The 22925-nt window shown below is 49.6% G+C and carries 17 protein-coding genes; 12 read left to right on the top strand and 5 right to left on the bottom strand.

Translation table 11 applies throughout. The features are described from left to right. Positions 1-61 precede the first annotated feature (61 nt). Positions 62-949 (bottom strand): helix-turn-helix domain-containing protein, encoded by an 888-nt coding sequence (locus tag HGH92_RS10760; RefSeq protein WP_247654918.1) that lies wholly within the window; start codon positions 947-949, stop codon positions 62-64. Between the two features lie 85 nt (positions 950-1034). Between HGH92_RS10760 and HGH92_RS10755 the strand changes: the two genes are divergently transcribed. Then, a complete protein-coding gene (locus tag HGH92_RS10755) occupies positions 1035-1940 on the top strand; it encodes an MBL fold metallo-hydrolase (protein ID WP_247654866.1) in 906 nt (301 codons plus the stop codon). Between the two features lie 41 nt (positions 1941-1981). Here the strand turns inward: HGH92_RS10755 and HGH92_RS10750 are convergent, their stop codons facing one another. Both HGH92_RS10750 and HGH92_RS10745 read right to left on the bottom strand, forming a co-directional pair. Next, on the bottom strand, positions 1982-2455 hold the full coding sequence (locus HGH92_RS10750; RefSeq protein ID WP_168870716.1) for a cytochrome P460 family protein: 474 nt from the start codon (positions 2453-2455) through the stop codon (positions 1982-1984). Between the two features lie 4 nt (positions 2456-2459). Next, on the bottom strand, positions 2460-3395 hold the full coding sequence (locus tag HGH92_RS10745; RefSeq protein WP_168870715.1) for a cytochrome P460 family protein: 936 nt from the start codon (positions 3393-3395) through the stop codon (positions 2460-2462). Between the two features lie 217 nt (positions 3396-3612). Here HGH92_RS10745 and HGH92_RS10740 point away from each other — a divergent pair, with 217 nt between their 5' ends. From HGH92_RS10740 to HGH92_RS10695, 10 genes are all read left to right on the top strand, one after another. Next, positions 3613-4707 carry a LytTR family transcriptional regulator gene (locus tag HGH92_RS10740; protein ID WP_168870714.1) on the top strand — a complete coding sequence of 365 codons (1095 nt, stop codon included), beginning with the start codon at positions 3613-3615 and terminating at the stop codon, positions 4705-4707. A 350-nt stretch (positions 4708-5057) separates the two neighbouring features. Then, positions 5058-8798 (top strand): DEAD/DEAH box helicase, encoded by a 3741-nt coding sequence (locus HGH92_RS10735; protein WP_168870713.1) that lies wholly within the window; start codon positions 5058-5060, stop codon positions 8796-8798. A gap of 259 nt (positions 8799-9057) precedes the next feature. Beyond that, complete coding sequence (locus tag HGH92_RS10730) at positions 9058-9399, top strand: hypothetical protein (RefSeq protein ID WP_168870712.1); 342 nt, start codon at positions 9058-9060, stop codon at positions 9397-9399. A gap of 108 nt (positions 9400-9507) precedes the next feature. Next, on the top strand, positions 9508-9585 hold the full coding sequence (locus HGH92_RS34150) for a potassium-transporting ATPase subunit F (RefSeq protein WP_211092629.1): 78 nt from the start codon (positions 9508-9510) through the stop codon (positions 9583-9585). A gap of 52 nt (positions 9586-9637) precedes the next feature. Continuing rightward, positions 9638-11356, top strand: coding sequence for a potassium-transporting ATPase subunit KdpA (gene kdpA / locus HGH92_RS10720; protein WP_168870711.1), 1719 nt, complete (start codon positions 9638-9640; stop codon positions 11354-11356). A gap of 22 nt (positions 11357-11378) precedes the next feature. Further along, entirely contained in the window at positions 11379-13427 is a 2049-nt protein-coding gene (gene kdpB, locus HGH92_RS10715) for a potassium-transporting ATPase subunit KdpB (RefSeq protein ID WP_168870710.1), read from the top strand. Positions 13428-13448: 21 nt separating this feature from the next. After that, on the top strand, positions 13449-14012 hold the full coding sequence (locus HGH92_RS10710; RefSeq protein ID WP_168870709.1) for a K(+)-transporting ATPase subunit C: 564 nt from the start codon (positions 13449-13451) through the stop codon (positions 14010-14012). A gap of 55 nt (positions 14013-14067) precedes the next feature. Next, complete coding sequence (locus HGH92_RS10705) at positions 14068-15156, top strand: porin (RefSeq protein ID WP_168870708.1); 1089 nt, start codon at positions 14068-14070, stop codon at positions 15154-15156. Positions 15157-15162: 6 nt separating this feature from the next. Then, on the top strand, positions 15163-16287 hold the full coding sequence (locus tag HGH92_RS10700) for a sensor protein KdpD (RefSeq protein WP_168870707.1): 1125 nt from the start codon (positions 15163-15165) through the stop codon (positions 16285-16287). Further along, on the top strand, positions 16284-17993 hold the full coding sequence (locus HGH92_RS10695) for an ATP-binding protein (RefSeq protein ID WP_168870706.1): 1710 nt from the start codon (positions 16284-16286) through the stop codon (positions 17991-17993). Before HGH92_RS10700 ends, HGH92_RS10695 begins: the two co-directional genes overlap by 4 nt. On the opposite strand, the gene HGH92_RS10690 is transcribed toward HGH92_RS10695, so the two are convergent. Then, positions 17994-21002, bottom strand: a complete 3009-nt coding sequence (locus HGH92_RS10690; RefSeq protein ID WP_168870705.1) for a PAS domain S-box protein — start codon at positions 21000-21002, stop codon at positions 17994-17996. A 277-nt stretch (positions 21003-21279) separates the two neighbouring features. On the opposite strand from HGH92_RS10690, the gene HGH92_RS10685 reads away from it, so the two are divergent. Further along, entirely contained in the window at positions 21280-21981 is a 702-nt protein-coding gene (locus HGH92_RS10685; protein ID WP_168870704.1) for a porin family protein, read from the top strand. 77 nt (positions 21982-22058) lie between these two features. On the opposite strand, the gene HGH92_RS10680 is transcribed toward HGH92_RS10685, so the two are convergent. Further along, positions 22059-22835: an enoyl-CoA hydratase-related protein gene (locus tag HGH92_RS10680; RefSeq protein WP_168870703.1), complete on the bottom strand. Its 777-nt coding sequence runs from the start codon at positions 22833-22835 to the stop codon at positions 22059-22061. Positions 22836-22925: the final 90 nt, after the last annotated feature.

Below are 22925 nucleotides of genomic sequence, written 5' to 3'. Positions count from 1 at the left end.
CACAAAACTAGCGCTCATCCACAGGGATGTCCATGGATAAAATAGTGTTTGGCTTGCACATTTATGCCGGTTGGGATGTTTCCCTGAACTGTTGTGGCGACTGGCCGGTGTTCTTTTTGAAAAAGCGCGTAAAATAAGCAGGATCATCAAATCCAAGTTGGTAGCCGACTTCTTTAACGGTCAGCTCATTCAGGAACAACAACCGTTTTGCTTCCAGGAGGATACGCTCTTTAATGAAAGCGCCGGCCGTTTTACCGGTCAGCTTTTGTGTGAGCGCATTCAGCTGCCGTGGGCTTACATGCAGCTGAGAGGCATAGTCCTGCACTTCGTGGAGCTCCCGGAAATGCCGGTGCAGCAGTTGTTTGAACTGTAGCAGCTGCGTCTGCGGCTGGCCGGGCAACAGGTGCGGCTCTGACAACTGCCGTCTGCGGATACGCATGATTTCCATCAGCAGTACACGGATATACGAAAAGAGAATAGGCGTGGTGTCTTCGTTTGCCTGTTCATACTCGTCGCGTGCAATGCCCATCAGCTTCTCCAGCCGCGCGAGATCTGCCGGCTCCAGCGGTATGACCGGATAAGCCTGCATATTATCAAACAGGAAATGTCCCAGCAGCTGACTATCGGGATCGTTGCCGCTGCTGAAGAAAGAGGGGTCAAACTTCAAAGAATAGCCGGTGGTGGCCTCCCTGTCCAACTGATGCACCTGTTCCGGCGACAACAGGAATACCACCGCCCCATCAAAAGGGTACGTATTGAAGTCAATAGCGTGAATGCCTTTGCTGTTATGCAACAGCAGGACCTCGTAGTAGGTATGCCGGTGAGGGTACTGGCGCGGCATGATTTTGCCGGTATCGTCAAAAGCAGCGATCAGTACATGTTTGACAGGTACAGAAACCGTCGTGGTCACGCCATCGTTGATCCGGTGTTGGGGAATAGCAGGTCGCATGTTCAAATGTACAAGTATTTGTCGAGTATGTCCCTTGAAGACGGTGTGGCAGCGGGCTACTTTTGTTTTTCAAAACATCGATATCATGGCACAAGACAAATCAAGACGGGAGTGGCTTAAACAAAGCGGACTGGCAGTGGCAGGATTCCCGCTTTTATCTAAAATGCCCTACCTTTCTGAGGACAAACCGAAAAATATGAAACATTATATCTGTGTGACCTGTGGCGTGCAGTACGATGCCACGGCTGATGCGCCGGCACACTGCCCGATTTGCGAAGACGAACGCCAGTACGTGAATCCGGCCGGACAAAGCTGGACCACCTTTGACCAGTTGCAGAAGAGACATAAAAATATCATAGAGCTGATAGCGCCCGGGCTGTATGCCATCTATACCACGCCTGATTTTGGCATCGGACAGAGGGCCCACCTGCTGGTGACGCCCAACGGCAATATCCTGTGGGACTGTGTGGCTCACCTTGACGCCTCTACGATAGATATCATACAGCGGTTGGGTGGTATACGTGCGATTGCTATTTCGCACCCGCATTATTTTTCCACTATCGTGGAATGGAGCCATGCTTTCGGCCAGGTGCCCGTACATGTGCACAACCTGGATGTTTCCTGGCTGGGACGGCATGACGAGGTGATCAAACTGTGGGACGGCATGACGCTGGACCTGTGGGACGATATGAAGCTGATACTGTGTGGTGGTCATTTCCCCGGAGCGAACGTGTTGTATAGTCCGGCTGGCAAGGGGATGTTGTTGGTAGGTGATGTAATCCAGGTATCTACTGACAGGAAGACCATGTCGTTTATGTATAGTTATCCTAATAATATTCCGTTGTCAGCTGCGGAGGTAAAAGTGATTGACGATGCGGTGGCGCCGTACGCCTATGATGCCATGTACGGCGCATTTGGCAAGTATGTGCTTACCGGTGCAAAAGAGGCCATGGATTTTTCCGTGAAGCGGTATGTCCGGCATATTGGCTGACGCCGGATGAACGCAGCCGGGCAGGCCGGACAGCTGCGCGGTTATGGACTTACGGCTATTTTCTGACCGAGGATAAATGTTGTTCTTTCCGCTTCGTCCGTGCTGCGCTCCACTTTCCGGGGAATCTTGCCCTGGAAGCATGTATAACGGGTTTTATTTGTTGAAATGACCTCCACACGTTCTGTTTTTTGGATCGTCTGAGGGATATTGGCACCAAACCATTGCCGGTCTGGCTGCTGTTTCCAGGTAACTTCGTATAGTACAGCCCCTGCCGGATAATGTCCGTCTGTGTTCATGGCTGCATAAGCATATGCTGAAGCATTGCCATACAGCACAGTTGTTATGCTGTCTTTGGGATAGATGGCACTGGTGATAGCATAGAGCAAAAACGGGTTTTCAGGCAGATCTCCCAGCTGCGTGAGAGATGCTTCCCTGTTTAATGCCGGTTTGTTTTCGGAGCGGAAACGGCAACCAGCTATCGATATAAGAACAAGCATATAAATAATGTATTTCATTTGATCAGTTTTTAAAAGTAAAAGGAGTGGTAAATACATAGTCGTTGTCCTTTCTTGGACTATGACATGAGACACATTCCGTTGTAAACACCGCTTTTTCACCATAGGGCTTCAGGCCGGTCCCCAGCCACCTGGCCCATCCCCAACCGGCTGTGGATGCATATTTCTGAGCATCTTTAATCATAAATTCAACCTGTACAAAATCTCCTGCCGTGATACTACCGTCTGCATTGGTTTGTTGCTTCCAGGCTGCTTTGGCAAAGATGCTTCCGTCCGGCCATGGATTTGTTTTACATTCCCGGATTGCTTTAACCGCGACTTCATTCCCATAAATAATCCGCATGGTGCCGTTATCGAACCGGTCTGTTATGCTTATTACTTTCCAGTTACGGTAATCAGGCAGGTATTCTATGCCATTGGGCGCAGGCCGGACAGGCAATCGGGAGGGGGCATCCTGGCTGCCGGCAGAACCGGTGAGTTGGGGACGCGCTTTATTCGCTGCCGGCCTGGACAATGTTCTGGCAACCAAAAAATTCTTTAATACCTGAATATCCCCGTCAGAGATTTTTTTGGTTGGATGTACCGTTGTATAGGACGGCAAAGGCATTTCATTTTCAAGGATTTTGTTCAGAGAATAAAATAATATTCCACTCTGTGCTGCAGGAGCCAATGAATCCCACTTCGAAAAATCCAATGCTTTGCGGCCTTTTTGTATATGGTCATATACCAGGAGGTTGGCCGGTGACAGCTTGTCATACCATTGCAGTGTTGTTTGAGACGAATGGCAATCGAAACAGGAATTGCGGATAATGGCATTTACTTCTTCCGGTATCCCGGAGAGATTAGGAGCTGGTACGGATGCTGGTTTGTCCGGACCCAAAAACTGTAGTACAAGGAAGCCTGTTCCTAACAGGGCTATCATCAGACGTATTTTTTTCATCGGTTTTTGAATTTCATCGGTTGGGACAAAATTATTGATATACAAAAGGTTAGGACATATAATGGACGCTGAGAGGGACAAAATAGAGGCTGAAAAGGAATATATGTTTGCGAGAGGGAGTGCATTCCGTTGAAGGTGACTGTTGTGTCTGGAAAGGACTGCCGAATTTTTCAGATCGACCTCAAAAGGGCCTACATTAGCAGCGAATAATCAAACAATGAAAAAGACCCGACTTTATCTGCTGACGTTTGCGGCGCTTGTTTTTGTGGCCATATTGGCAGGCTGGGGAGCACTTTATTATTATTATACAGAGGCCCGGGAAGCTTTATTTGAGCAGAAAATGGAATCGGGGCAAAGGGAAATCCGTGAATTGGGCACCTTGCTGGAGCAACAACTTCTGGCTGGTATATCGCCGGACGTGGTCATTGAAAACCTGCAAAAAAGCATCGTCAATACAGACGTTCAAAGTGAGTTTGTGTGCATGTACAACAGGGAGGGAATAGAACTTTGTCATCCCGATCCCTCATTAGTGGGGAAAAAAATCGTGGAAGGAAATTCCAGGCTTTCGGGATTCGGGAATTCAAAGGCTTTTAGTGATATACTTAAAAGCGGTAAGCTGATCTCGGGCATCAGGACTTTTCCGGTGAGTGCCAACCGCAGTTCGGAAATTGTAAGCGTCCATCCTGTAAACGGCACTGACTGGATGCTGGCCAGTCATGCCAATATAAAGGTTTTAAGAGCGCAACTGGACCATTTGTACCAGAAGTTTTTAGCAGGGAGTTTATTGTTGATACTCCTTGTTGCCGCTGGTTGTTTCGGACTGATGAGGGCCATATACCAGCGATATGAACAGCAGGTGGACCAGACCATTGCCGGATTAAATGAGGAGATCAATGGCCTGAGTGTGCTTAATCGTCAGCTGGAAACAAGGCAACAGAACCTTATTGCAGACAGGAAACCCGGGGAAGAGGCCACCAGAAAGCGGCTGATTACCTACGAGAAGGATGAGATCATTACTGTTGACGTGCAGGATATAGTGTACATATACCTTTCAGACAATGTTGTTTCCGCTGTCACTTTTCAACATAAGGTGTTGGTATTAAACAGTAGTCTGGACGATCTGATGGGGCAGCTTGACAATGAGATGTTTTACAGGGCCAACCGGCAATACATTGTCAATATGAACGGCATTGAAAACATATGGATATATGGCCGCAATCAGTTGAGATTGTTGACCAGTCCGGCATCCGCTGATCCTATCATTATCAGCAAACACAAGGTGGCGGAGTTTAAGAAGTGGTTGGACCGCTAACAACTTTACCGGATTATTCGCGTTAACGGGGCCTGCATTTAAGAGAAATGGCTATTTTTATTTATATGATTATAATAGATTGAAAAACAATGGTAAAATAATATCACCCAAAACGCATTATAATAATTAAATATAAAAATAATTATATATCAAATAAGGCGCCCTCCCCGGGCGGATCGCAGCGAAGTTGCCACCACCAAGAGATTGCTGTTTTGCGAGCATTTTGCCCGCTGTTTATTAAAGATTTCTGCTTACTTTTGTGGATTGCCTTTTTATCAGCGGTTAAAGATTTTTGATATATTTATTTACCCCGTAGTCGCTGATATCAAAAGCAGGCAACAACGAATAGTATGTCGCTGCCCCATTTGCTAAAATATGTTTACAATAACGGCACTGATGAAGTGATCCGCAGGGGGAAGCGTATTTTTTCTACCGGAGGAGTTGAGCTCATTGAGGCCGACCCGGTATTGAAATCAGCTACTTTCCGCGTCAAAAGTGACACGCATGCCAATTATTACCGGGTTTCCATCAATAAATACGGTGAAACCAGCGGTATGTCTATCCGTTGCCAGTGTCCCTATAACCTGGGAGACATTTGCAGGCACGAGGCTGCAGCACTGTTCCAGCTTCAGGAAATGCTGGACAAGAATCATTTCGAGAGCTTCGAAACACATTTTGATCAACAACACACCCTGATCAAAATGAAATCCATCGATATTAAAACGATCAAATTACTGACTTCCAGCACGATCATCGCGGAAGCGGAAGCGATCGTAAAGCAGCATCCCGCCAAGGTTTCATCTGCCAAGGATGAAAAGGTGGAAGCTGTGCTGACGTTGGATAAAAAGGAATACCCGCTGATCATCCAGCGCAATGAGGAACGTTTTTTTGATACCCATTGCACCTGCGATGAAACAGCCCATGCGCTCTGTGTGCATAAAACTGCGCTCTTCCTGCAGCTGTTGCAAAAGAACGGACCGTTTTATTTTGATACGCTGCGCAACTGGGACAAGGAAAAAAACAAGCTCCTCTCCCTCTATGGCTATTCCCTGACAGACGACCTGGACGGAAAGTTCGCCTTCTCCTATATGGACGGCAAACCCTTTCTGCGTGTGCTGGACCCTACCATTAAACGGGTAGACGGCGCTACTGCCGGCAGGCAGCAGCAGCAAACGGCGCCTCCACCGGAAGAAACCCTGACGGTGACACAACGGCTGGCTGCGGTCTTCAACGCCAACGAAACGTTATATCCTTATTTCAAAATAGATATTGTCGCCGGCGAAGTGAACGAAGAGCAGACCGCCTTTGTATCACTGGCCAGCAAACTGGACCTCACCAAGTACGTGGACTTTTACCAGTACAAGGAAAAGGACCGGGAACTGATAGCTCCCATCCGTAAACTCCAGGGGCCGGAAGTCAGCAAGTTTCTCAGCAAAAATTCGCCGTTCGCCGGCATCTGGGAAAACATCACGCATGAAAATGCGGAAGAGCTGCCTACCGAAACCAAAGAACTGATGCTGGAATACCTGCATCCCAAACTGGCGAAGCTGTTTCCGCAGCTGGCCGAACATGGGCTGGTATTTTATCTTCCCAACAGGCAGCAGTTCAAAACAAAAAACCTGGAACCCTTACAGATAGGCGCTGAAAGGCTGAAGCTCATCCTGAAGACCCACAGCGGCAGTTCCCATGTGGAAATCACCTGCTACGTGTCTATAGAAGGAGAACTGATCGACGTATCTAAAAATAACTGGGAAAGCCCGCTGTTATTCCTTTACCAGAACACGCTGTTCCTGTTCGAAAGTCCACAGGACGCCCTGCATGTAGCACTCTTTCAGCAGAACGGCGGCAAACTGAAAATCCCTAACAAGGAATGGCCGGTATACCTGAAAGACTACCTGTTGCCCTTAAGCCGTCAGTACGATATCCGTTTCGATAAAGAACTGCTTGCTGAGGTGACAGACATCGAACCGGAATGCCGCGTATACCTTAAAGAGCTGGGCGAAACCTTCATTATCCAGCCTGGATTCGCTTATCGCGGACAGGAAGTGGAATGGAACGAGGAAGAGAAAATCACCGTACAGGAAGGTAACAAAGTACTGGTCATCCGCCGCAATAAAGAAGCGGAAGATGCCTTTGTGAACCGCCTGCGCACCCTGCATACCAATTTTGCACAAAACGATAACCAGCACTATTTCTACCTGCGCGCCAAAGAAGCCCTGAAGAACAACTGGTTCTTCCTTTTCTTTGACGCCCTGAAAGAAATGAACGTGCGCGTTTTCGGTTTCGATAACCTGCGCAACTTCAAATTCAGCTCACATAAGCCGGTCACCAACCTGCAAATCAGCTCCGGCATCGACTGGTTCGATGCCCAGATTGAAGTGCTGTATGGCGACCAGAAGGTCAGCATCAAAGACATCAAAAACGCGCTGGCCAACAAACAGAACTATGTGCAGCTGGCAGACGGCTCCCTGGGCCTTCTGCCGGAAGAATGGCTGCGTAAATACTCCCTCCTCTTCAAAGTAGGGGAAGAAAAAGACAAAGGCCTTAAACTCAGCAAATACAACTTCAGCGTGATCGATGAACTGTATGAGTTCATTGACGATGAAGCGGTAGTAATAGAACTGGAACAGAAACGTAAAAAACTGTTGCAGTTCGATGAAATCCGTAACATCTCCCTGCCATCCAACCTGCAGGCAACGCTGCGCCCCTACCAGGAAAGCGGCTTCCAGTGGCTTAATTATCTCGATGAGATCAAATGGGGTGGCATCCTCGCAGATGACATGGGTCTTGGTAAAACCATCCAGGCGCTGACCTTCCTCCAGTATTACAAGAATAAAAACGGCGGAAAATGTATGGCACTGGTGGTATGCCCCACTACCCTGATCTATAACTGGGAAAACGAGATCCGTAAGTTCACGCCGGAAATCAAACACCATATCCATCATGGCCCTACCCGTATCAAGGATTCGGAAGAACTGGCCAAATTTGATGTGATCATCACCACCTACGGTACGCTGCGCAGCGATATCCAGACGCTGATGAAACTGGAGTTTGACTATGTGGTGCTGGATGAATCCCAGGCGATCAAAAACCCGCAGTCCAAAGTGACCAAAGCGGCCCAGCTGCTGCAAACCAGGAACAGGCTGGCGCTGAGCGGTACGCCCATGCAAAACAATACTTTCGATATCTACGCGCAGATGAACTTCCTGAACCCGGGCATGCTGGGCAGCGTGGACTTCTTCCGTAACGAATTTGCCACACCGATAGACAAGTTCCAGGATGAAGAAAGAAAAGAACACCTGCGCAAACTGATTTATCCGTTCATTCTTCGTCGTACCAAAGAACAGGTGGCGAAAGACCTGCCGGATAAAATCGAGACGGTCATCTTCTGTGAAATGGACCCCGAACAGCGTCATATTTATGATGCTTACCGGAACACTTACCGGTCCAAGATCCTGGGCGTGATAGAAGACCAGGGCATGGAACGTTCACAGCTGACCATATTGCAAGGCCTGATGAAGCTGCGCCAGATATGTGATTCTCCCGCTATCCTCAACGATACGGAACAGTATCCCAACCACTCTGTGAAGCTGCATGAACTGACCCGCGAAATTGCTGAAAACATCGGTAACCACAAGGTGCTGGTGTTCTCCCAGTTCCTCGGTATGCTGGGCCTGATACGGGAACGCCTGCAACATATGAAGATACCGTACGAGTACTTCGATGGCAGCACCTCTACCATGGACCGTGAAAAGGCTATCCAGAACTTCCAGCATAACGACGAGTGCCGGGTGTTCCTGATATCACTGAAAGCCGGTGGTGTGGGCCTTAACCTGACGGCGGCCGACTATGTGTACATCGTAGACCCCTGGTGGAACCCCGCTGTGGAGCAACAGGCGATAGACCGTACCCACCGTATCGGACAAACGAAAAATATCTTCGCTTACCGTATGATCTGTAAAGACACGGTAGAAGAAAAAATATTACAGTTACAGGAACGTAAAAAATCGCTGGTGAAAGAGATCATCTCCGATGATAGCGGCTTTGTGAAGAAGCTGACCAAAGAAGATGTGTTGTACCTGTTCAGTTAAAGCATTTAAATTTCACGACTGTAAAAAATGATCAGCGCTTCCCTCCCGGGAGGCGCTTTTTTTATGTCGATGCCCACCTTCCCGTTTTTGAAAAGACCATGCAGATTCTGCATGGTTGCCCCCTGTCATTTTTTTATCTGATCATGTTGGCATTTAATTATTTGATTGATTTTTAGATAGTTATATAAAATTTCTAACGCTTTTTTAATACTGGCATTTGGCTGGTATGCCAGTCATTGTATCAAAACATTTGATTCACATGTTACCAGACTCGAAAATCTCACAATTGATCGGTTTACAGATCCCCGGCCTGTCGTTCCCTATGCAACAGTTGACGGCCAGGGAAAGAGTGAGCAAAGTGATCCACACATTTGCCGACTATACCGGCAACATGATCCGTCATGAACAATTGCAGGAAGTGAAACGTTGTTTTACCATTGCCGGGGTGTTATACCGCAATGGTAGCAGCGTGCTGCGGAATGCTATTGAAAGTGTGTTTATGTATGCGTTGTCTCCCATCTTATGCACGCAACACCGGGACATGTTACCAGCTTCCCTTCGAACTGTCAGGATTCAACATTTACAAACAATAGCGCTTTAAAACATTTTTTATGATGACTGTATTACTGGTACTCGCGGGCCTTGCCTGCTTTGCCTTGTTCTTTGCCTCTGTCGATTATTTTGAAAAAATCTGATAAACATCTCCATTATGAACGCATTATTCGTGCTATCAATACTGGTCTTCGGCTACATGATCTATGTACTGCTGAAACCGGAGAAATTCTGAGACGGCCTATTCACTTGTAGCCGCATGCAACATGCTTTTTAACTAATTAGAAATGACAACAGAAATTTTAGGCGTTATTGCCACCTATGGACTAACATTACTACTGGCCTGGCCACTGGCGAGGTATATCGTAAAGGTATTCAAAGGCGAAAAAACCTGGTCCGACTTTATGGCTCCGATGGAGCGGCTGTTCTTTAAGATCTCCGGCATCGATCCCAAAGAAGAAATGACCTGGAAAGAACATCTGAAAGCGTTGCTGACCATCAACCTGGTGTGGTTTGTATATGCCTTCTTTATGTTGATGTTCCAGGACAAGCTGCCACTGAACCCTGACGGTAACCCGGGACAGTCGGCAGACCTGGCGTTCAACACGGCGATCAGCTTCCTCGTGAACTGTAACCTGCAACACTATTCAGGTGAAACCGGTGTTACCTATCTTACCCAGTTGTTTGTACTGGCATTCCTGCAATTTGTGAGCGCTGCTACCGGTATTGCTGCACTGATCGTTGTATTCAAAGCATTTAAAGAAAAGACTACCACCAAACTGGGCAACTTCTGGGATATCTTTGTAAAGACCAATACCCGTATTCTCTTACCCTTCTGTATAGTAGTTGCGCTGATCCTGGCGTTCAACGGCACTCCTGCCAGCTTTGACGGTAAAGATACCGTAGTGACCATGCAGGGCGACACTGTGAATGTGTCCCGCGGCCCTGCTGCCGGCTTTATCGCTATCAAACACCTGGGCACCAATGGTGGCGGATGGTTTGGCGTTAACTCCGCGCATCCGCTGGAGAACCCGAACTACCTCACCTGGATGACTGAAATGGTGGCGCAGGTAGTGATCCCTATCGCCATGGTATTTGCACTGGGCATGTTTATCAACCGCCGCAAGTTTGCCTATGTCATTTTCGGGGTGATGACCATCGGGATGATCATGCTACTAATACCCACTATGGTGGCGGAAATTAATGGCAACCCGGCCATCGCGCATATGGGCATACAACAGCTCACCGGCGCCATGGAAGGCAAGGAGGTCCGCTTCGGCCCTGCCGCTACAGGCTACTGGAGCACCGTGACCACCATTATCTCTACCGGTTCCATCTGCGGATTCCATGACAGCACCATGCCGATGACCGGCCTGATGGAATTGTTGGCCATGATGCTGAACTGCTTCTATGGCGGTTGTGGCGTAGGTATCCTTAACTATTACATTTTTATCATCATCGCGGTGTTTATTTCCGGTCTTATGGTAGGCCGTACGCCTGAACTGATGGGACATAAACTGGAGGCCAGGGAAGTGAAGATCGCTGCGATCATCACCCTGTTGTCACCTTTCCTGATATTGGCGGGCACGGCCCTCTCCTCCTGGGTACTGGCTCATCACCCGGATGCTGACTGGGCCGTGAAGCCGTCAGCCTGGCTGAACAATCCCGGCTACCATGGCTTCTCCGAGATGCTGTATGAATATACTTCCTCCAACGCCAACAACGGCTCCGGTTTCGAAGGCCTTGGCGACGGCAATGTATTCTGGAACGTATCCACCGGCTTTGTGCTGATACTGGGCAGGTTCCTGCCGATCATCGGCCCTGTGGCCATCGCAGGTATCATGGCTTCTAAAAAATACATTCCGGAATCTGCCGGTACCCTGCGTACAGACTCGGTCACATTTGGCGCCATGACATTCGCCGTGATCATTGTCCTCACCGCTTTGTCCTATTTCCCTGCGCTGGCGTTGGGCCCTATTGCAGAGTATTTCTCCCTGTACAGATGATAAACCATAATGAACAATTACCATGAAGAAAAGAGATAATACATTGTTTCCGAAGGAGCAGGTGATGCAAAGCCTGAAGCAGTCCTTCGTGAAACTGAATCCGAGACTGATGATCAAAAACCCGGTGATGTTTACCGTGGAGATAGGTACCGTGGTGATGCTGATTGTTGCCCTGTACGCTGCCTTTACCAAAAATACTGATCAGGGTAGTGCGGCTTATAACTTCACCGTCTTTTTCATACTCTTCCTCACCGTGCTGTTTGCCAACTTCGCAGAAGCCATTGCAGAAGCGCGCGGTAAAGCGCAGGCAGAGAGCCTTCGCCGCACCAGAGAGGAAACACCGGCCAAAAAGATAGAGCTGATAGGAGAAATTTTCACCAACGAAATCAAAGTGATTTCTTCTTCCGCGCTGCGCAAAGGCGATATCTTCGTTTGTGATCCGGGTGATATCATTCCGGCCGACGGGGAGATCGTTCAGGGCCTCGCCAGCATCGACGAATCAGCTATCACCGGTGAATCTGCACCGGTGATCCGTGAAGCCGGCGGCGACAAATCCAGTGTTGTAGGCGGTACCAAAGTACTGTCTGACCATATCAAAGTACGGGTGACCACCGAACCGGGCGAATCATTCCTCGATAAAATGATCGCTCTGGTAGAAGGCGCCAGCCGTCAGAAAACACCGAACGAGATAGCGTTGACGATCCTGTTGGCCAGCTTCACCCTCGTGTTCATCATTGTATGTGTGACCCTGAAACCATTCGCGGACTACGCACAGACACCGATCACCATCGCCGCTTTTATCTCCCTGTTTGTCTGTCTGATCCCCACTACCATCGGTGGCCTGCTTTCCGCTATTGGTATTGCAGGCATGGACCGCGCCCTGCGTGCCAACGTGATCACCAAATCCGGTAAAGCTGTGGAAACAGCCGGCGACATCGACGTGCTGCTGCTGGACAAAACCGGTACCATCACCATCGGTAACCGGAAAGCCACCAACTTCTACCCTTCCAATGGCCATGCACCGGAAGAATTTATCAGACTGTGCGCCCTCAGCTCCCTGTCTGACGAAACACCTGAAGGTAAGTCCATCGTGGAACTGGCCGGTAAAGACATCGTCAGCAAACTGACCGTGAACGGCGCCAGCCTTGTGAAATTCACCGCCGAAACCCGCAGCAGCGGTATCGATCTGGCCGATGGCAACCGTATCCGCAAAGGCGCTTATGATGCCATCAGAAAGCTCACCGAAAAAGAAGGCTTCCATTTCCCGGAAGACACACAAGCCCGGGTGGAAGCTATCTCCCGCGATGGCGGTACCCCGCTGGTAGTGGCCCTCAACAGCAAAGTACAGGGCGTCATAGAGCTGCAGGACATCATCAAACCCGGTATCAGCGAACGTTTTGAACGCCTGCGTAAAATGGGTGTGAAAACCGTGATGGTAACCGGCGACAACCCGCTCACCGCCAAATATATCGCTACCAAAGCCGGCGTGGACGACTTCATCGCGGAAGCCAAGCCGGAAGACAAGATGACGTATATCCGCAAAGAGCAACAGGAAGGCCGCCTCGTGGCCATGATGGGCGACGGTACCAACGATGCGCCGGCACTGGCACAGGCAGACGTAGGCGTAGCTATGAATAGCGGCACCCAGGCGGCCAAAGAAGCCGGTAACATGGTGGACCTGGACAACGACCCTACCAAGCTGATTGAGATCGTGGAAATCGGAAAACAACTGCTGATGACACGCGGTACCCTCACCACTTTCTCTATCGCCAACGACGTCGCGAAATATTTTGCTATCGTACCGGCACTTTTCGTAGCCTCTATCCCTGCCTTGCAGGGTATCAATATCATGAAGCTGCACAGCCCTGAAACAGCTATTCTCAGCGCTGTGATCTTCAACGCGATCATTATCCCTATGCTTATTCCGCTGGCATTGCGCGGTGTGGCTTACAAGCCTATCGGCGCCAGCGCACTGCTTCGCCGGAATCTGCTGATATACGGTGTGGGCGGCGTGGTCGCTCCTTTCATCGGTATCAAACTGATTGATATGCTGATCGCTCTCTTTATGTAGTCAAAAGAAAAAATTAAGAAGATGAAAAAGTATCTCCTGCCCTCTATTAAACTGACCGTTCTCCTGCTGGTGCTGCTGGCAGGCATCTACCCGCTCATCATTGCCGGTATCGCCAAAATGGCGCCCGGTAAAGGCGGCGGGGTAACGGTAACGCATAATGGAAAAGTAGTAGGGTATGAAAATATAGGACAGAAATTCACAGACGATAAGTATTTCTGGTCCCGCCCCAGCACGGTAGATTACAATGCTGCCGGCTCCGGCGGCTCCAACAAAGCGCCTGGCAATCCGGATTACCTGAAAACCGTGGCGGAAAGAATCGACACTTTCCTGGCACACAATCCGGACGTGAAAAAAGCCGATATCCCGGCAGAACTGGTGACAGCTTCCGCCAGCGGCCTCGACCCGCACCTCTCTCCTGCTGCGGCTTATATACAGATACCACGCGTGGCCAAAGCCAGGGGTATTGCTCCTGAAAAACTGAAACAACTGGTAGATGCCAATACCAAAGCACCTTTGCTGGGTATGCTGGGCCCTTCCACTGTCAATGTCCTCAAGCTCAATGTTGCGCTGGACGAGCTAAAATAAACGAATGATTTCCGGTGAGACTTCACCGGAAATCTATTTAACCTATATACGTTTTATGAAGAAGACTTTATTGCTGGTCGCCATTCTGGCTGCCGCGGTTACGCTCTTTGCCCAAACCGAACCAACTACAGAAAAAGAAAAGGAAAAAGGTAAACTGACATTTTCCGGTTATGCGGAAGCTTATTACAGTTATGACTTCAATCAGCCGGCCAATCATACCAAGCCCGGTTTCCTGTATAACTTCAACAGGCACAATGAGCTGAACCTCAACCTGGCCATGCTGAAAGCCAACTACAACTCCGACAGGGTTCGGGGCAATATCGCCCTGATGACAGGTACTTACGCTCAGTATAATATGGCTGCGGAACCTTCCATCTTCCAGTATGTATATGAAGCCAACGTAGGCGTAAGAGTTGGTAAAAACGTATGGATCGATGCCGGTATCATGCCCGCCCACATCGGTTTTGAAAGCGCTATCGGAAAGGACTGCTATACGCTCACCCGCAGCATGCTGGCAGAAAACTCCCCTTACTTTGAAACCGGAGCCAAAGTGACCTGGACGCCCAACGAAAAATGGTCATTTGCCGCCATGTACCTCAACGGATGGCAACGTATCAAACGGGTAGACGGTAATCAGACACCTGATTTCGGCACACAGATCACCTTCAAGCCATCCGATAAAGTGTTACTCAACTGGAGCACTTATGTGGGCAACGATTTCCCTGACAGCACCCGCCGGATGCGTTATTTTAACAACCTTTACGGTACCTTTGGGATAACAGAAAAATTCAGCCTGATAGCAGGAATTGACTATGGCCTGCAACAGAAAGCAAAAGGCAGCAGCGGCTTGTCTGACTGGTATACGCCGATCGTGATCGCCCGCTATGCTTTCACTGATAAACTGGCGGCAGCGGGAAGAGTGGAATACTTTAACGATGCAGACGGCGTAGTGATTGCCACGGAGACTCCGCACGGCTTCCAGACGACCGGTTATTCCCTCAACCTGGATTTCACCCCTGTCAGCCATGTGATGTTTCGTATTGAAGGAAGGATGTTTAACGGCAGAGACAAAACATTCATCAAAGGAACAGAACTCAAAAACAATAATGCTGCCCTGACGGCATCGCTGGCAGTGTGGTTTTAATATACCATGACAGAAAAAGAAAACACCGTACAACATTACCTTAACCTGGCAAACCGCAGTGGCCGGGGCAAGTTCAAGATCTACATCGGCATGAGCGCCGGCGTGGGCAAGACTTACCGCATGCTCCAGGAAGCGCACGCCATGTTGAGGAACGGCATCAATATCCAGATTGGATATATAGAAACACACGGGCGTACCGAAACACACGCCCTGCTGGAAGGCCTGCCTGCGATCCCCCGCAGGCAGGTTTTCTATAAAGGCAAGATGCTGGATGAAATGGACCTCAATACCATCCTGCTGCTGGCGCCGGAATGGGTGGTGGTGGATGAACTGGCACACAGCAATATCCCCGGGTCTAAAAACGAAAAACGCTGGCAGGACGTGATAGACCTGCTGAATGCGGGCATCAACGTGATTTCGGCGGTCAACATTCAGCATATCGAGAGCATCAACCAGGAGGTGAAAGCCATTACCGGCGTGGAAGTGAAAGAACGGGTGCCTGACAGTATGCTGCAAATGGCCGATGAAGTAGTGAACATAGACCTCACTGCCGATGAGCTGATCACACGGTTGAAAGAAGGCAAGATCTATGACCAGTCTAAAGTAGACACTGCCCTGCGCAATTTCTTCCAGGCCGATAAAATCCTTCAGTTGCGGGAACTGGCGCTTAAAGAAGTGGCCACACAGGTAGAACGCAAGGTGGAAACAGAAGTGCCGCGCAGCCAGCAGATGCGCCATGAAAATTTCCTGGCCTGTATTTCCACCAATGACGAAGTGGCGCGCAAGGTTATCCGCAAAACCGCCCGCCTGGCGGCCTATTATCATGCAGACTGGTTTGTGCTGTATGTACAGACGCCGCGCGAAAGCGTTGAAAAAATACCACTGGCCGCACAGCGTCATCTGATCAATAACCTGAAACTGGCGACAGAATTAGGCGCGGAAGTTGTGCAGGAACATGATGCGCGTATTTCTGATGCGATCATCCGCGTAGCGCTGGATAAACAGATCACTACGGTCTGTATCGGCAAACCGCATATCAGTTTGTTCCGGATCATTTTGCGGACCAACCTGTTTAACCAGCTGCTGAAAACACTTTCTTCCAACGATATAGATCTGATTATCCTGTCATGAGTACACTGAGGCTAAAAACGAAGATTACTTTGGGGGTGTTGTTCCTCTACATTATGCTGCTGATAGTAAGTGTACTGGGATACTATTATCTGAACCGGCTGACAGAAAAGGCCAAGATCATCCTGAAAGACAATTATGAGTCGCTGGAGTACGCGAAGAATATGATGGTAGCGCTCGAAGACCTGCCTCAGCACAGAACGCAGGCCTTGCAGCAGTTTGCCACCAACCTGAAGCAGCAACAGGCCAACGTGACAGAGCGGGGGGAACGCACAGCCACTGCGCAGGTAACGGCTTTGTTTAACAAGCTGCAGCATGACAGTGTTCCCAATCCGGCCGATGTGGCGGCGATCAAGAAAGGGATCTATAACATCATGGACCTCAACATGAACGCGATCGTTGGAAAGAACGAGCTGGTAAAGCGCACGGCCGATCATGCCCTGTTGTATATCGCTGTTATCAGCGGTGTATGTTTCCTGCTGGGCTTCACCTTTGTGTATAATTTCCCCGGTTATATCGCCAACCCTATCGATGCGCTGACAGAAGCCATCAAGGGTATTTCCAATAAACAATACAGCAAGCGGCTGCATTTCAAGTCCAACGATGAGCTGGGCGAACTGGCCACGGCTTTTAATACCATGGCGCAGCGGCTGGATGAATATGAGCACAGCAATATTGCCCGTATCACTTTCGAAAAACAACGCGCCGAAGCGGTGATCAGCAGCCTGAAAGACGCCACCATCGGGTTTGATACCCAGAACACCGTGCTTTTTGCCAATGCGCAGGCGCTGCAGCTGCTGAGTATCCCTGAAAAAGAACTGATAGGCCATTCGGCAGATGAGCTGGCGAAGCAGAACGACCTGCTGCGATTCCTGATCAACCCCCGGGAGAATGTGCCCCTGAAGATCGTTGTGGACGGCAAGGAATGTTTCTTTACGCAGGAAGCAGCTGACATCCGGCATGAAGACAATCGTATAGGCTATGTCGTTATCCTCAAAAATATCACTGCTTTTAAGGAGCAGGACCTCGCGAAAACGCATTTTATCGCCACTATTTCTCATGAGTTAAAAACCCCGCTGGCATCTTCCGATTTCAGTCTCAAGCTGCTGGAGGATGAACGTATCGGGCCATTGAAGCCGGAACAACGTGAGCTGCTGGAAAGCATGAAGCAGGACAACCAGCGGATGATCAAAATTGTGGGCGAGTTGCTGGACCTGTCGCAGGTGGAAAGTGGCAATATCCAGCTGCAACCACAGCCTGTCACGGCCTTGAATATTGTGCAGTATGCGCTGGACACCGTGCAGAAACAGGCGGCCCAGCGGGAGATCACCATCCGGCAAAGCGTGCCTGAAGTGCTGCCCCAGGTAATGGCTGATGTGGAAAAAACCGCGTGGGTGCTGGTGAACCTATTGACCAATGCCATCCGTTATTCTACGTTGAAATCGGCGATAGACCTGAAGGTGGAAAACACGGGCACCAATATGTTGTCTTTTTCCGTGCAGGACTATGGCAAAGGAATACCGCTGGCCTTTCGCGACCGGATATTTGAGCGTTTTTTCCAGGTGCCGGGAGTAAAGGGGCATAAAGGAAATGGCCTCGGGCTGGCCATTTCCAAAGAGTTTATCGAAGCGCAGGGCGGTGTGATCGGCGTTTCCAGTGAAGAAGGCAAAGGCAGCCTGTTTTACTTTACGCTGCCGGTAGCACAGTAATCACAGGCAGATGGCTATATGTGCCTCAATATCGGGTTTGTAGCGGTTAAATAATTCTTCTATCCTGGCGGCTTTGCGGGAGATCTCCTCATAGTTGTTATCGAGCACCACTCCCCTGTTGATCTCATGCGCCAGTTGTACTGCTTCGTGCATGGAAACAAACCCCAGGTTGCCTTTCAGCTGATGGGCGAGATTACCGACTTCCTCCCAGTTTTTTTCTTCGATATATTGCCGCATTTGGGAAATGTAGGCGGGCATGGACAGCACCAGTTCTTCCAGCACAATTTTCACTTCATCTTCCGCTACCGCCGAATGGATAAACTCGAAGCTGATAGCCGGTTTTTCGTTGGGCGCCGGATCGGACGGCGGCAGGCCGCTTCCGCCTGAACCGGCTGGCGTGGACAGCTGTTGAGCCGGACCGGGGCGGTGTTCCGGTTGCGGGCCCTGGTCATCGCTGTTGTTGGTAGAAGCCTGGATTTTCCGGAACAGGTCCTCTTTCTCAAAAGGCTTGGACACGTAGTCATTCATCCCCGCCTGCAGGCAACGTTCCCTTTCACCATCCAGCGCAGAAGCAGTGAGGGCAATAATGCTGGTATTGATACCATTGTTACGGATAGCACGGGTGGTTTCATAACCATCCATGCCCGGCATTTGTAGGTCCATAATGATACAATTATAGGATTTGGTACTTAATATTTCGAGAGCGGCCATGCCGCTGTCAGCAACGTCTATGCGGGAGCATCCGCCTTTCTTCAGCGTGTAGTAGGCTACCTGCTGGTTGATGCGGTTATCTTCCACGATGAGGACTGACAGTCCTTTCAGTGGTTGAGCCGGTGGCTGCGGCTGCGGCTGGCCCGGCAGCTGTGGCCGTGGAAAAGGATTTTTTGTGAAAGGCAGTTCAAAGTAAAATACAGAGCCTGTGTCGGGGCTGCTTTCAACTTTGAGCGTGCCGTTTTGCAGGTCTATCAGGTGTTTGCAGATGGTGAGCCCAAGGCCGGTGCCACCAAAGTCGCGGCTATTGCCTTTGTGGCTCTGGGAGAAGCTTTCGAAGATCACGTCCAGTTTATCGGCGGGAATACCGATGCCGGTATCTTTTACTTCGAAGCCTATCCGGAGGCCGGAATTATTTTTATCGGCCGATACCAGTGTAACCGTGACAGTTACATAGCCTTTGAGTGTGAATTTAATTGCATTTTCGATCAGGTTGGTGAGGATCTGACGGAGCCGTACAGCATCGCCCAGAAGTTCCACGGGCATGTTTTCCGCCGTACGGACATTGAAGACCAGTCCCTTTTCCCTGGCTTGCAGCTGCAGCGGGAAAGTGGTGCTGCTGACAACTTCCCGGAGGTTGAACGGTTCGCTGACCACCTCCAGTTTGCCTGCTTTTATTTTAGAGAAATCGAGTATTTCATTGATGATGACCAGCAGGTTTTCGGCAGACCGCCGGATGGCGGTCACATATTCCTGTTGGATGGGAGAAAGGCCTTTTTCCTGTAGCAGGAGTTGTGTCATTCCCACGATACCGTTCATGGGGGTACGTATTTCGTGGCTCATGTTGGCCAGGAAAGTTTCCTGGCTTTTCTGCGCCTCTACTGCTTTTTCGCGGGCTTCCTTCTCTTGTTCCAGGTAAAGTGTTTTCTCCGTAAGATCGGTGCCGATGCAGCAGATACCGATCATTTCATGGCTGGCGTTGCGGAGGGGAAACATGGTGAGCAGGAAATGGTATGTTTTGCCGTCTATGGTCAGTGTTTCTTCTGTTTTTTCCCTCGTGCCGGTTTCCATTACTTTTCGGCTCATGCCGGCATACCGTTCTACCCAGGGATAGCGGAGGTCTGTGTCGGTTTTTCCTACAATATCATCTTTGGAGACGCCCATTACTTCCATAAACCGGTTATTGACCAACAGATAGTTGCCGGGCATATCTTTTACGAACATCATGGACGGCATGTTGTCCAGAATGGCTTCCAGTCTTTTCTGAAGGTATTGGACATGTTGTTCCTTGCGGTATTCGCGGTCAATGTCCCGGACGATGCATTCAAATTCCTTACTGCCGTTTTCGCCGGTGATGAGATAGGCCAGTTGTTCCACCCATTTTTTCTCTCCGGTGCGGGTGGTGATTTCAAAACGAAGCGACGAGTATTCGTCCCCGTTTTCCAGCTGTTGCAGGTAGAAGGTTTTCAGCCGTTCAAATTCCTTGTCATCCAGGAGCAGGGAGTAATGTTTACCTATCAGCGTGGTATTGGGATAGCCTGTCAGTGCTTCCGCCCGGGGGCTGACGTAGGTAAAGAAGCCGTGTTTCGTGGATTGGTAGATGATTGGTTCGGCTTCTTCCACCAGGCGTTTGAAGGTTTGTTCGCTTTTGAGCAGCTGGTTGCCCCAGTCTTTTATTTTTACAGACAGTTTGAAGATAAAGCGAACTTCCCCGATCAGGAGGATGATCATGAAGGCGCTAAGGCCGAGGGTCACCCATAAAGACCAGGAGGTATAGGAGGAATCTTTACGGATGCGTTGAAGCAGTTCCTGTTGTTCCGTATCGATGTAGGTATTGATCAGGTTCCGGAGGCTGGCTGTCTGGGCGGAGAAGGCGGTGCCGAGGATCATTTCCTCTGCCTGGGCCGGGTTGGTATTGGCGGTGGCGATGATCTGTTGTTTGGTATGGCGGCGTTGCAGCAGTAGTTGTTGTATGGCCTGGAGGTGTTCTTGTTGGGTGGTGGTGTTGTGGGTATTGCCGGACAGGCGCTGGAGTGCTTGCTGGAGGCTGTCCTGCAGCCGTACTTCCGGAGGTATGAGGCGGCCGTTGCTCAGCAGGAAGTCTTTAATACCGGCGGTGCTTCTGTAATCTAATATGGAGATGGCCCTGGCCTGATTAGTGGTTATCTGGCTGGTGCGTATCCAGTCGGCAGCAGCGTTGGTCCTTTTCCGTACCGTCACGGCGTAAAATATGAAGCCGCTAAGTACCATGAGTACGGCTATCACGAGGGTTATGACGGTGAGGGTTATATTTCTCATCTGGCTTTTGGTTTCACAGACTAGTTTGCTGTTTTGGCCGGGGTAGTTCCCCCATTGGAGGATTCATTCCTGAAATTTAGCTAAAAAAAAGCATTATTGTTGTTCATCTTGTTCATTTGTTGGGAGTGGCACATGTAAAGAATATGAGTTATCAATATGACTTTTTATGTAACTTTCGCGCCGAAAAGGAGGTGGTTAGGAATATTTTAACCAATTCTTTTACAATCATTCCAATATATTTGCCTAATATTCTTTTTCCTAAGTATTAAAATATTTTATGAAAAAAATAATTTTTACCCTTGGCCTGATAGCTGTAGCTGTGGGTGTATTTGCACAGGAAGGCGGTTCTCCCATGAACAAGGCAGTTAGCAGGGCCACCCATTCCCGGGATTTTCTGATGATTCAGATGTCCTATGATGGTTGGGCTGGTGCGCCTGATAGTATCAAGACAGGTTTCAACAGGGGCTTTAATATCGCGTTGATGTACGATTTCCCGTTCAAGAAGTCTCCCCTGAGCGTGGCGGCTGGTTTGGGTATCAGCACCAGCGGGGTATATCTGAAAGACCATACTTTTGACATTTCCGGCAAAGTGAGCCCGGACAAGGCTTCTTTCCCTGCCAGCAATGCATATAAAAAATACAAGGTAGCCACTACCTACCTGGAGATTCCTATTGAGCTGCGGTACCGCAGTGTGCCGGACAATGCCAACAAAGGTTTTAAAGCAGCGTTGGGCGTAAAAGTGGGCACACTGGTAAATGCACATACCAAAGGCCGCAACACCGGTGCTAACGGTTCCAAAAACTGGGATAAAGACATCAACAAAGGCTTTTTCAATCCATGGCGTTTCTCTGCCACTGCCCGTGTAGGTTATGGCAACTTCGCCCTGTTTGGCGCCTATTCCCTGAACCCGATGCTGAAAGACAACAGCGATCTGGATATCAGACCTTATCAGATCGGTATCTGCCTGAGCGGACTGTAATCGTCCACAGGGTTAAAAATATAACGGCCATGGTTGTATCAAACCATGGCCGTTTTTTATTGCTTATTGTTTTGGTATCAGTTGCCGGTGAATGCCGGTTTTCTTTTTTCAAGGAAAGCGTTGATGCCTTCCCGGTTGTCGGTGGAGTTACCGGCAATTTCCTGGCAGTAGGCTTCGTATTCGAGCGTAGCGTCCAGTGATTCAGTCATGCCTTTGGTGAGCATTTTTTTCATCAGCGCGATGGCTTTGGTGGGGGCTGCGGCGTAGTAGGCAGCTTCGGCATCCACGGCGGCATCGAGTGCGTCCGCCGGTACTACTTTATTGACCAGTCCCATTTGCAGGGCTTCCGCAGCAGTGACTTTAGAGGCTTTGGTGGCCAGTTCAAAAGCGCGGTGGTAGCCTACGGTGCGCGGCAGGAAATAAGAGGAGCCGGAATCCAGTACCAGCGCGATGTTCACAAAGATCTCGATCATGGTGGCAGCTTCGCTGGCGATGATCATATCGCAGGCCAGTGCGAGGGAGCATCCTGCGCCGGCAGCCACGCCATTGAGTTTGCAGATAACCGGCTTCGGCATATTACGGATAGCGCGGATAATTGGATTGTAGCGTTTTTGCAGCGATTCGCTCAGGTTGCGTTTCCCCGCTTCCATAGACGCTTTGAGGTCTTGCCCGCTGCTAAAGGCCTTGCCTGCTCCTGTCAGCACCACTACCCTTACCGCGGGGTCTCTCTCTGCCTGTTTGAGGGCATCCTGTAGTTCATAACTGAGCGGATCATTGAATGCGTTGTAAACTTCCGGGCGGTTGAGCGTGATGGTGGCCACGCCATTGGCGGTTTCCAATAACAGGGAGGTCATAATAATTACGAATTAGGAATTACGAATTACGAATTACGAATGAAGGGTTTAATTATAGAAAGGTCACTAAATAACCGTTTTAAAAATAAG

The sequence above is a fragment of the Chitinophaga varians genome (assembly GCF_012641275.1).
In the GTDB taxonomy this organism is placed as follows: domain Bacteria; phylum Bacteroidota; class Bacteroidia; order Chitinophagales; family Chitinophagaceae; genus Chitinophaga; species Chitinophaga varians_A.
The sequence above is the reverse complement of the archived record's forward strand: the minus strand, read 5'-3'. Positions and strand labels throughout refer to the sequence as shown.

Bases quoted from the DNA above. Each gene is read 5' to 3' on its own strand.
- HGH92_RS10760 (WP_247654918.1), bottom strand. From the start codon at position 949: ATGCGACCTGCTATTCCCCAACACCGGATCAACGATGGCGTGACCACG.
- HGH92_RS10755 (WP_247654866.1), top strand. From the start codon at position 1,035: ATGGCACAAGACAAATCAAGACGGGAGTGGCTTAAACAAAGCGGACTG.
- HGH92_RS10750 (WP_168870716.1), bottom strand. From the start codon at position 2,455: ATGAAATACATTATTTATATGCTTGTTCTTATATCGATAGCTGGTTGC.
- HGH92_RS10745 (WP_168870715.1), bottom strand. From the start codon at position 3,395: ATGAAAAAAATACGTCTGATGATAGCCCTGTTAGGAACAGGCTTCCTT.
- HGH92_RS10740 (WP_168870714.1), top strand. From the start codon at position 3,613: ATGAAAAAGACCCGACTTTATCTGCTGACGTTTGCGGCGCTTGTTTTT.
- HGH92_RS10735 (WP_168870713.1), top strand. From the start codon at position 5,058: ATGTCGCTGCCCCATTTGCTAAAATATGTTTACAATAACGGCACTGAT.
- HGH92_RS10730 (WP_168870712.1), top strand. From the start codon at position 9,058: ATGTTACCAGACTCGAAAATCTCACAATTGATCGGTTTACAGATCCCC.
- HGH92_RS34150 (WP_211092629.1), top strand. From the start codon at position 9,508: ATGAACGCATTATTCGTGCTATCAATACTGGTCTTCGGCTACATGATC.
- kdpA (WP_168870711.1), top strand. From the start codon at position 9,638: ATGACAACAGAAATTTTAGGCGTTATTGCCACCTATGGACTAACATTA.
- kdpB (WP_168870710.1), top strand. From the start codon at position 11,379: ATGAAGAAAAGAGATAATACATTGTTTCCGAAGGAGCAGGTGATGCAA.
- HGH92_RS10710 (WP_168870709.1), top strand. From the start codon at position 13,449: ATGAAAAAGTATCTCCTGCCCTCTATTAAACTGACCGTTCTCCTGCTG.
- HGH92_RS10705 (WP_168870708.1), top strand. From the start codon at position 14,068: ATGAAGAAGACTTTATTGCTGGTCGCCATTCTGGCTGCCGCGGTTACG.
- HGH92_RS10700 (WP_168870707.1), top strand. From the start codon at position 15,163: ATGACAGAAAAAGAAAACACCGTACAACATTACCTTAACCTGGCAAAC.
- HGH92_RS10695 (WP_168870706.1), top strand. From the start codon at position 16,284: ATGAGTACACTGAGGCTAAAAACGAAGATTACTTTGGGGGTGTTGTTC.
- HGH92_RS10690 (WP_168870705.1), bottom strand. From the start codon at position 21,002: ATGAGAAATATAACCCTCACCGTCATAACCCTCGTGATAGCCGTACTC.
- HGH92_RS10685 (WP_168870704.1), top strand. From the start codon at position 21,280: ATGAAAAAAATAATTTTTACCCTTGGCCTGATAGCTGTAGCTGTGGGT.
- HGH92_RS10680 (WP_168870703.1), bottom strand. From the start codon at position 22,835: ATGACCTCCCTGTTATTGGAAACCGCCAATGGCGTGGCCACCATCACG.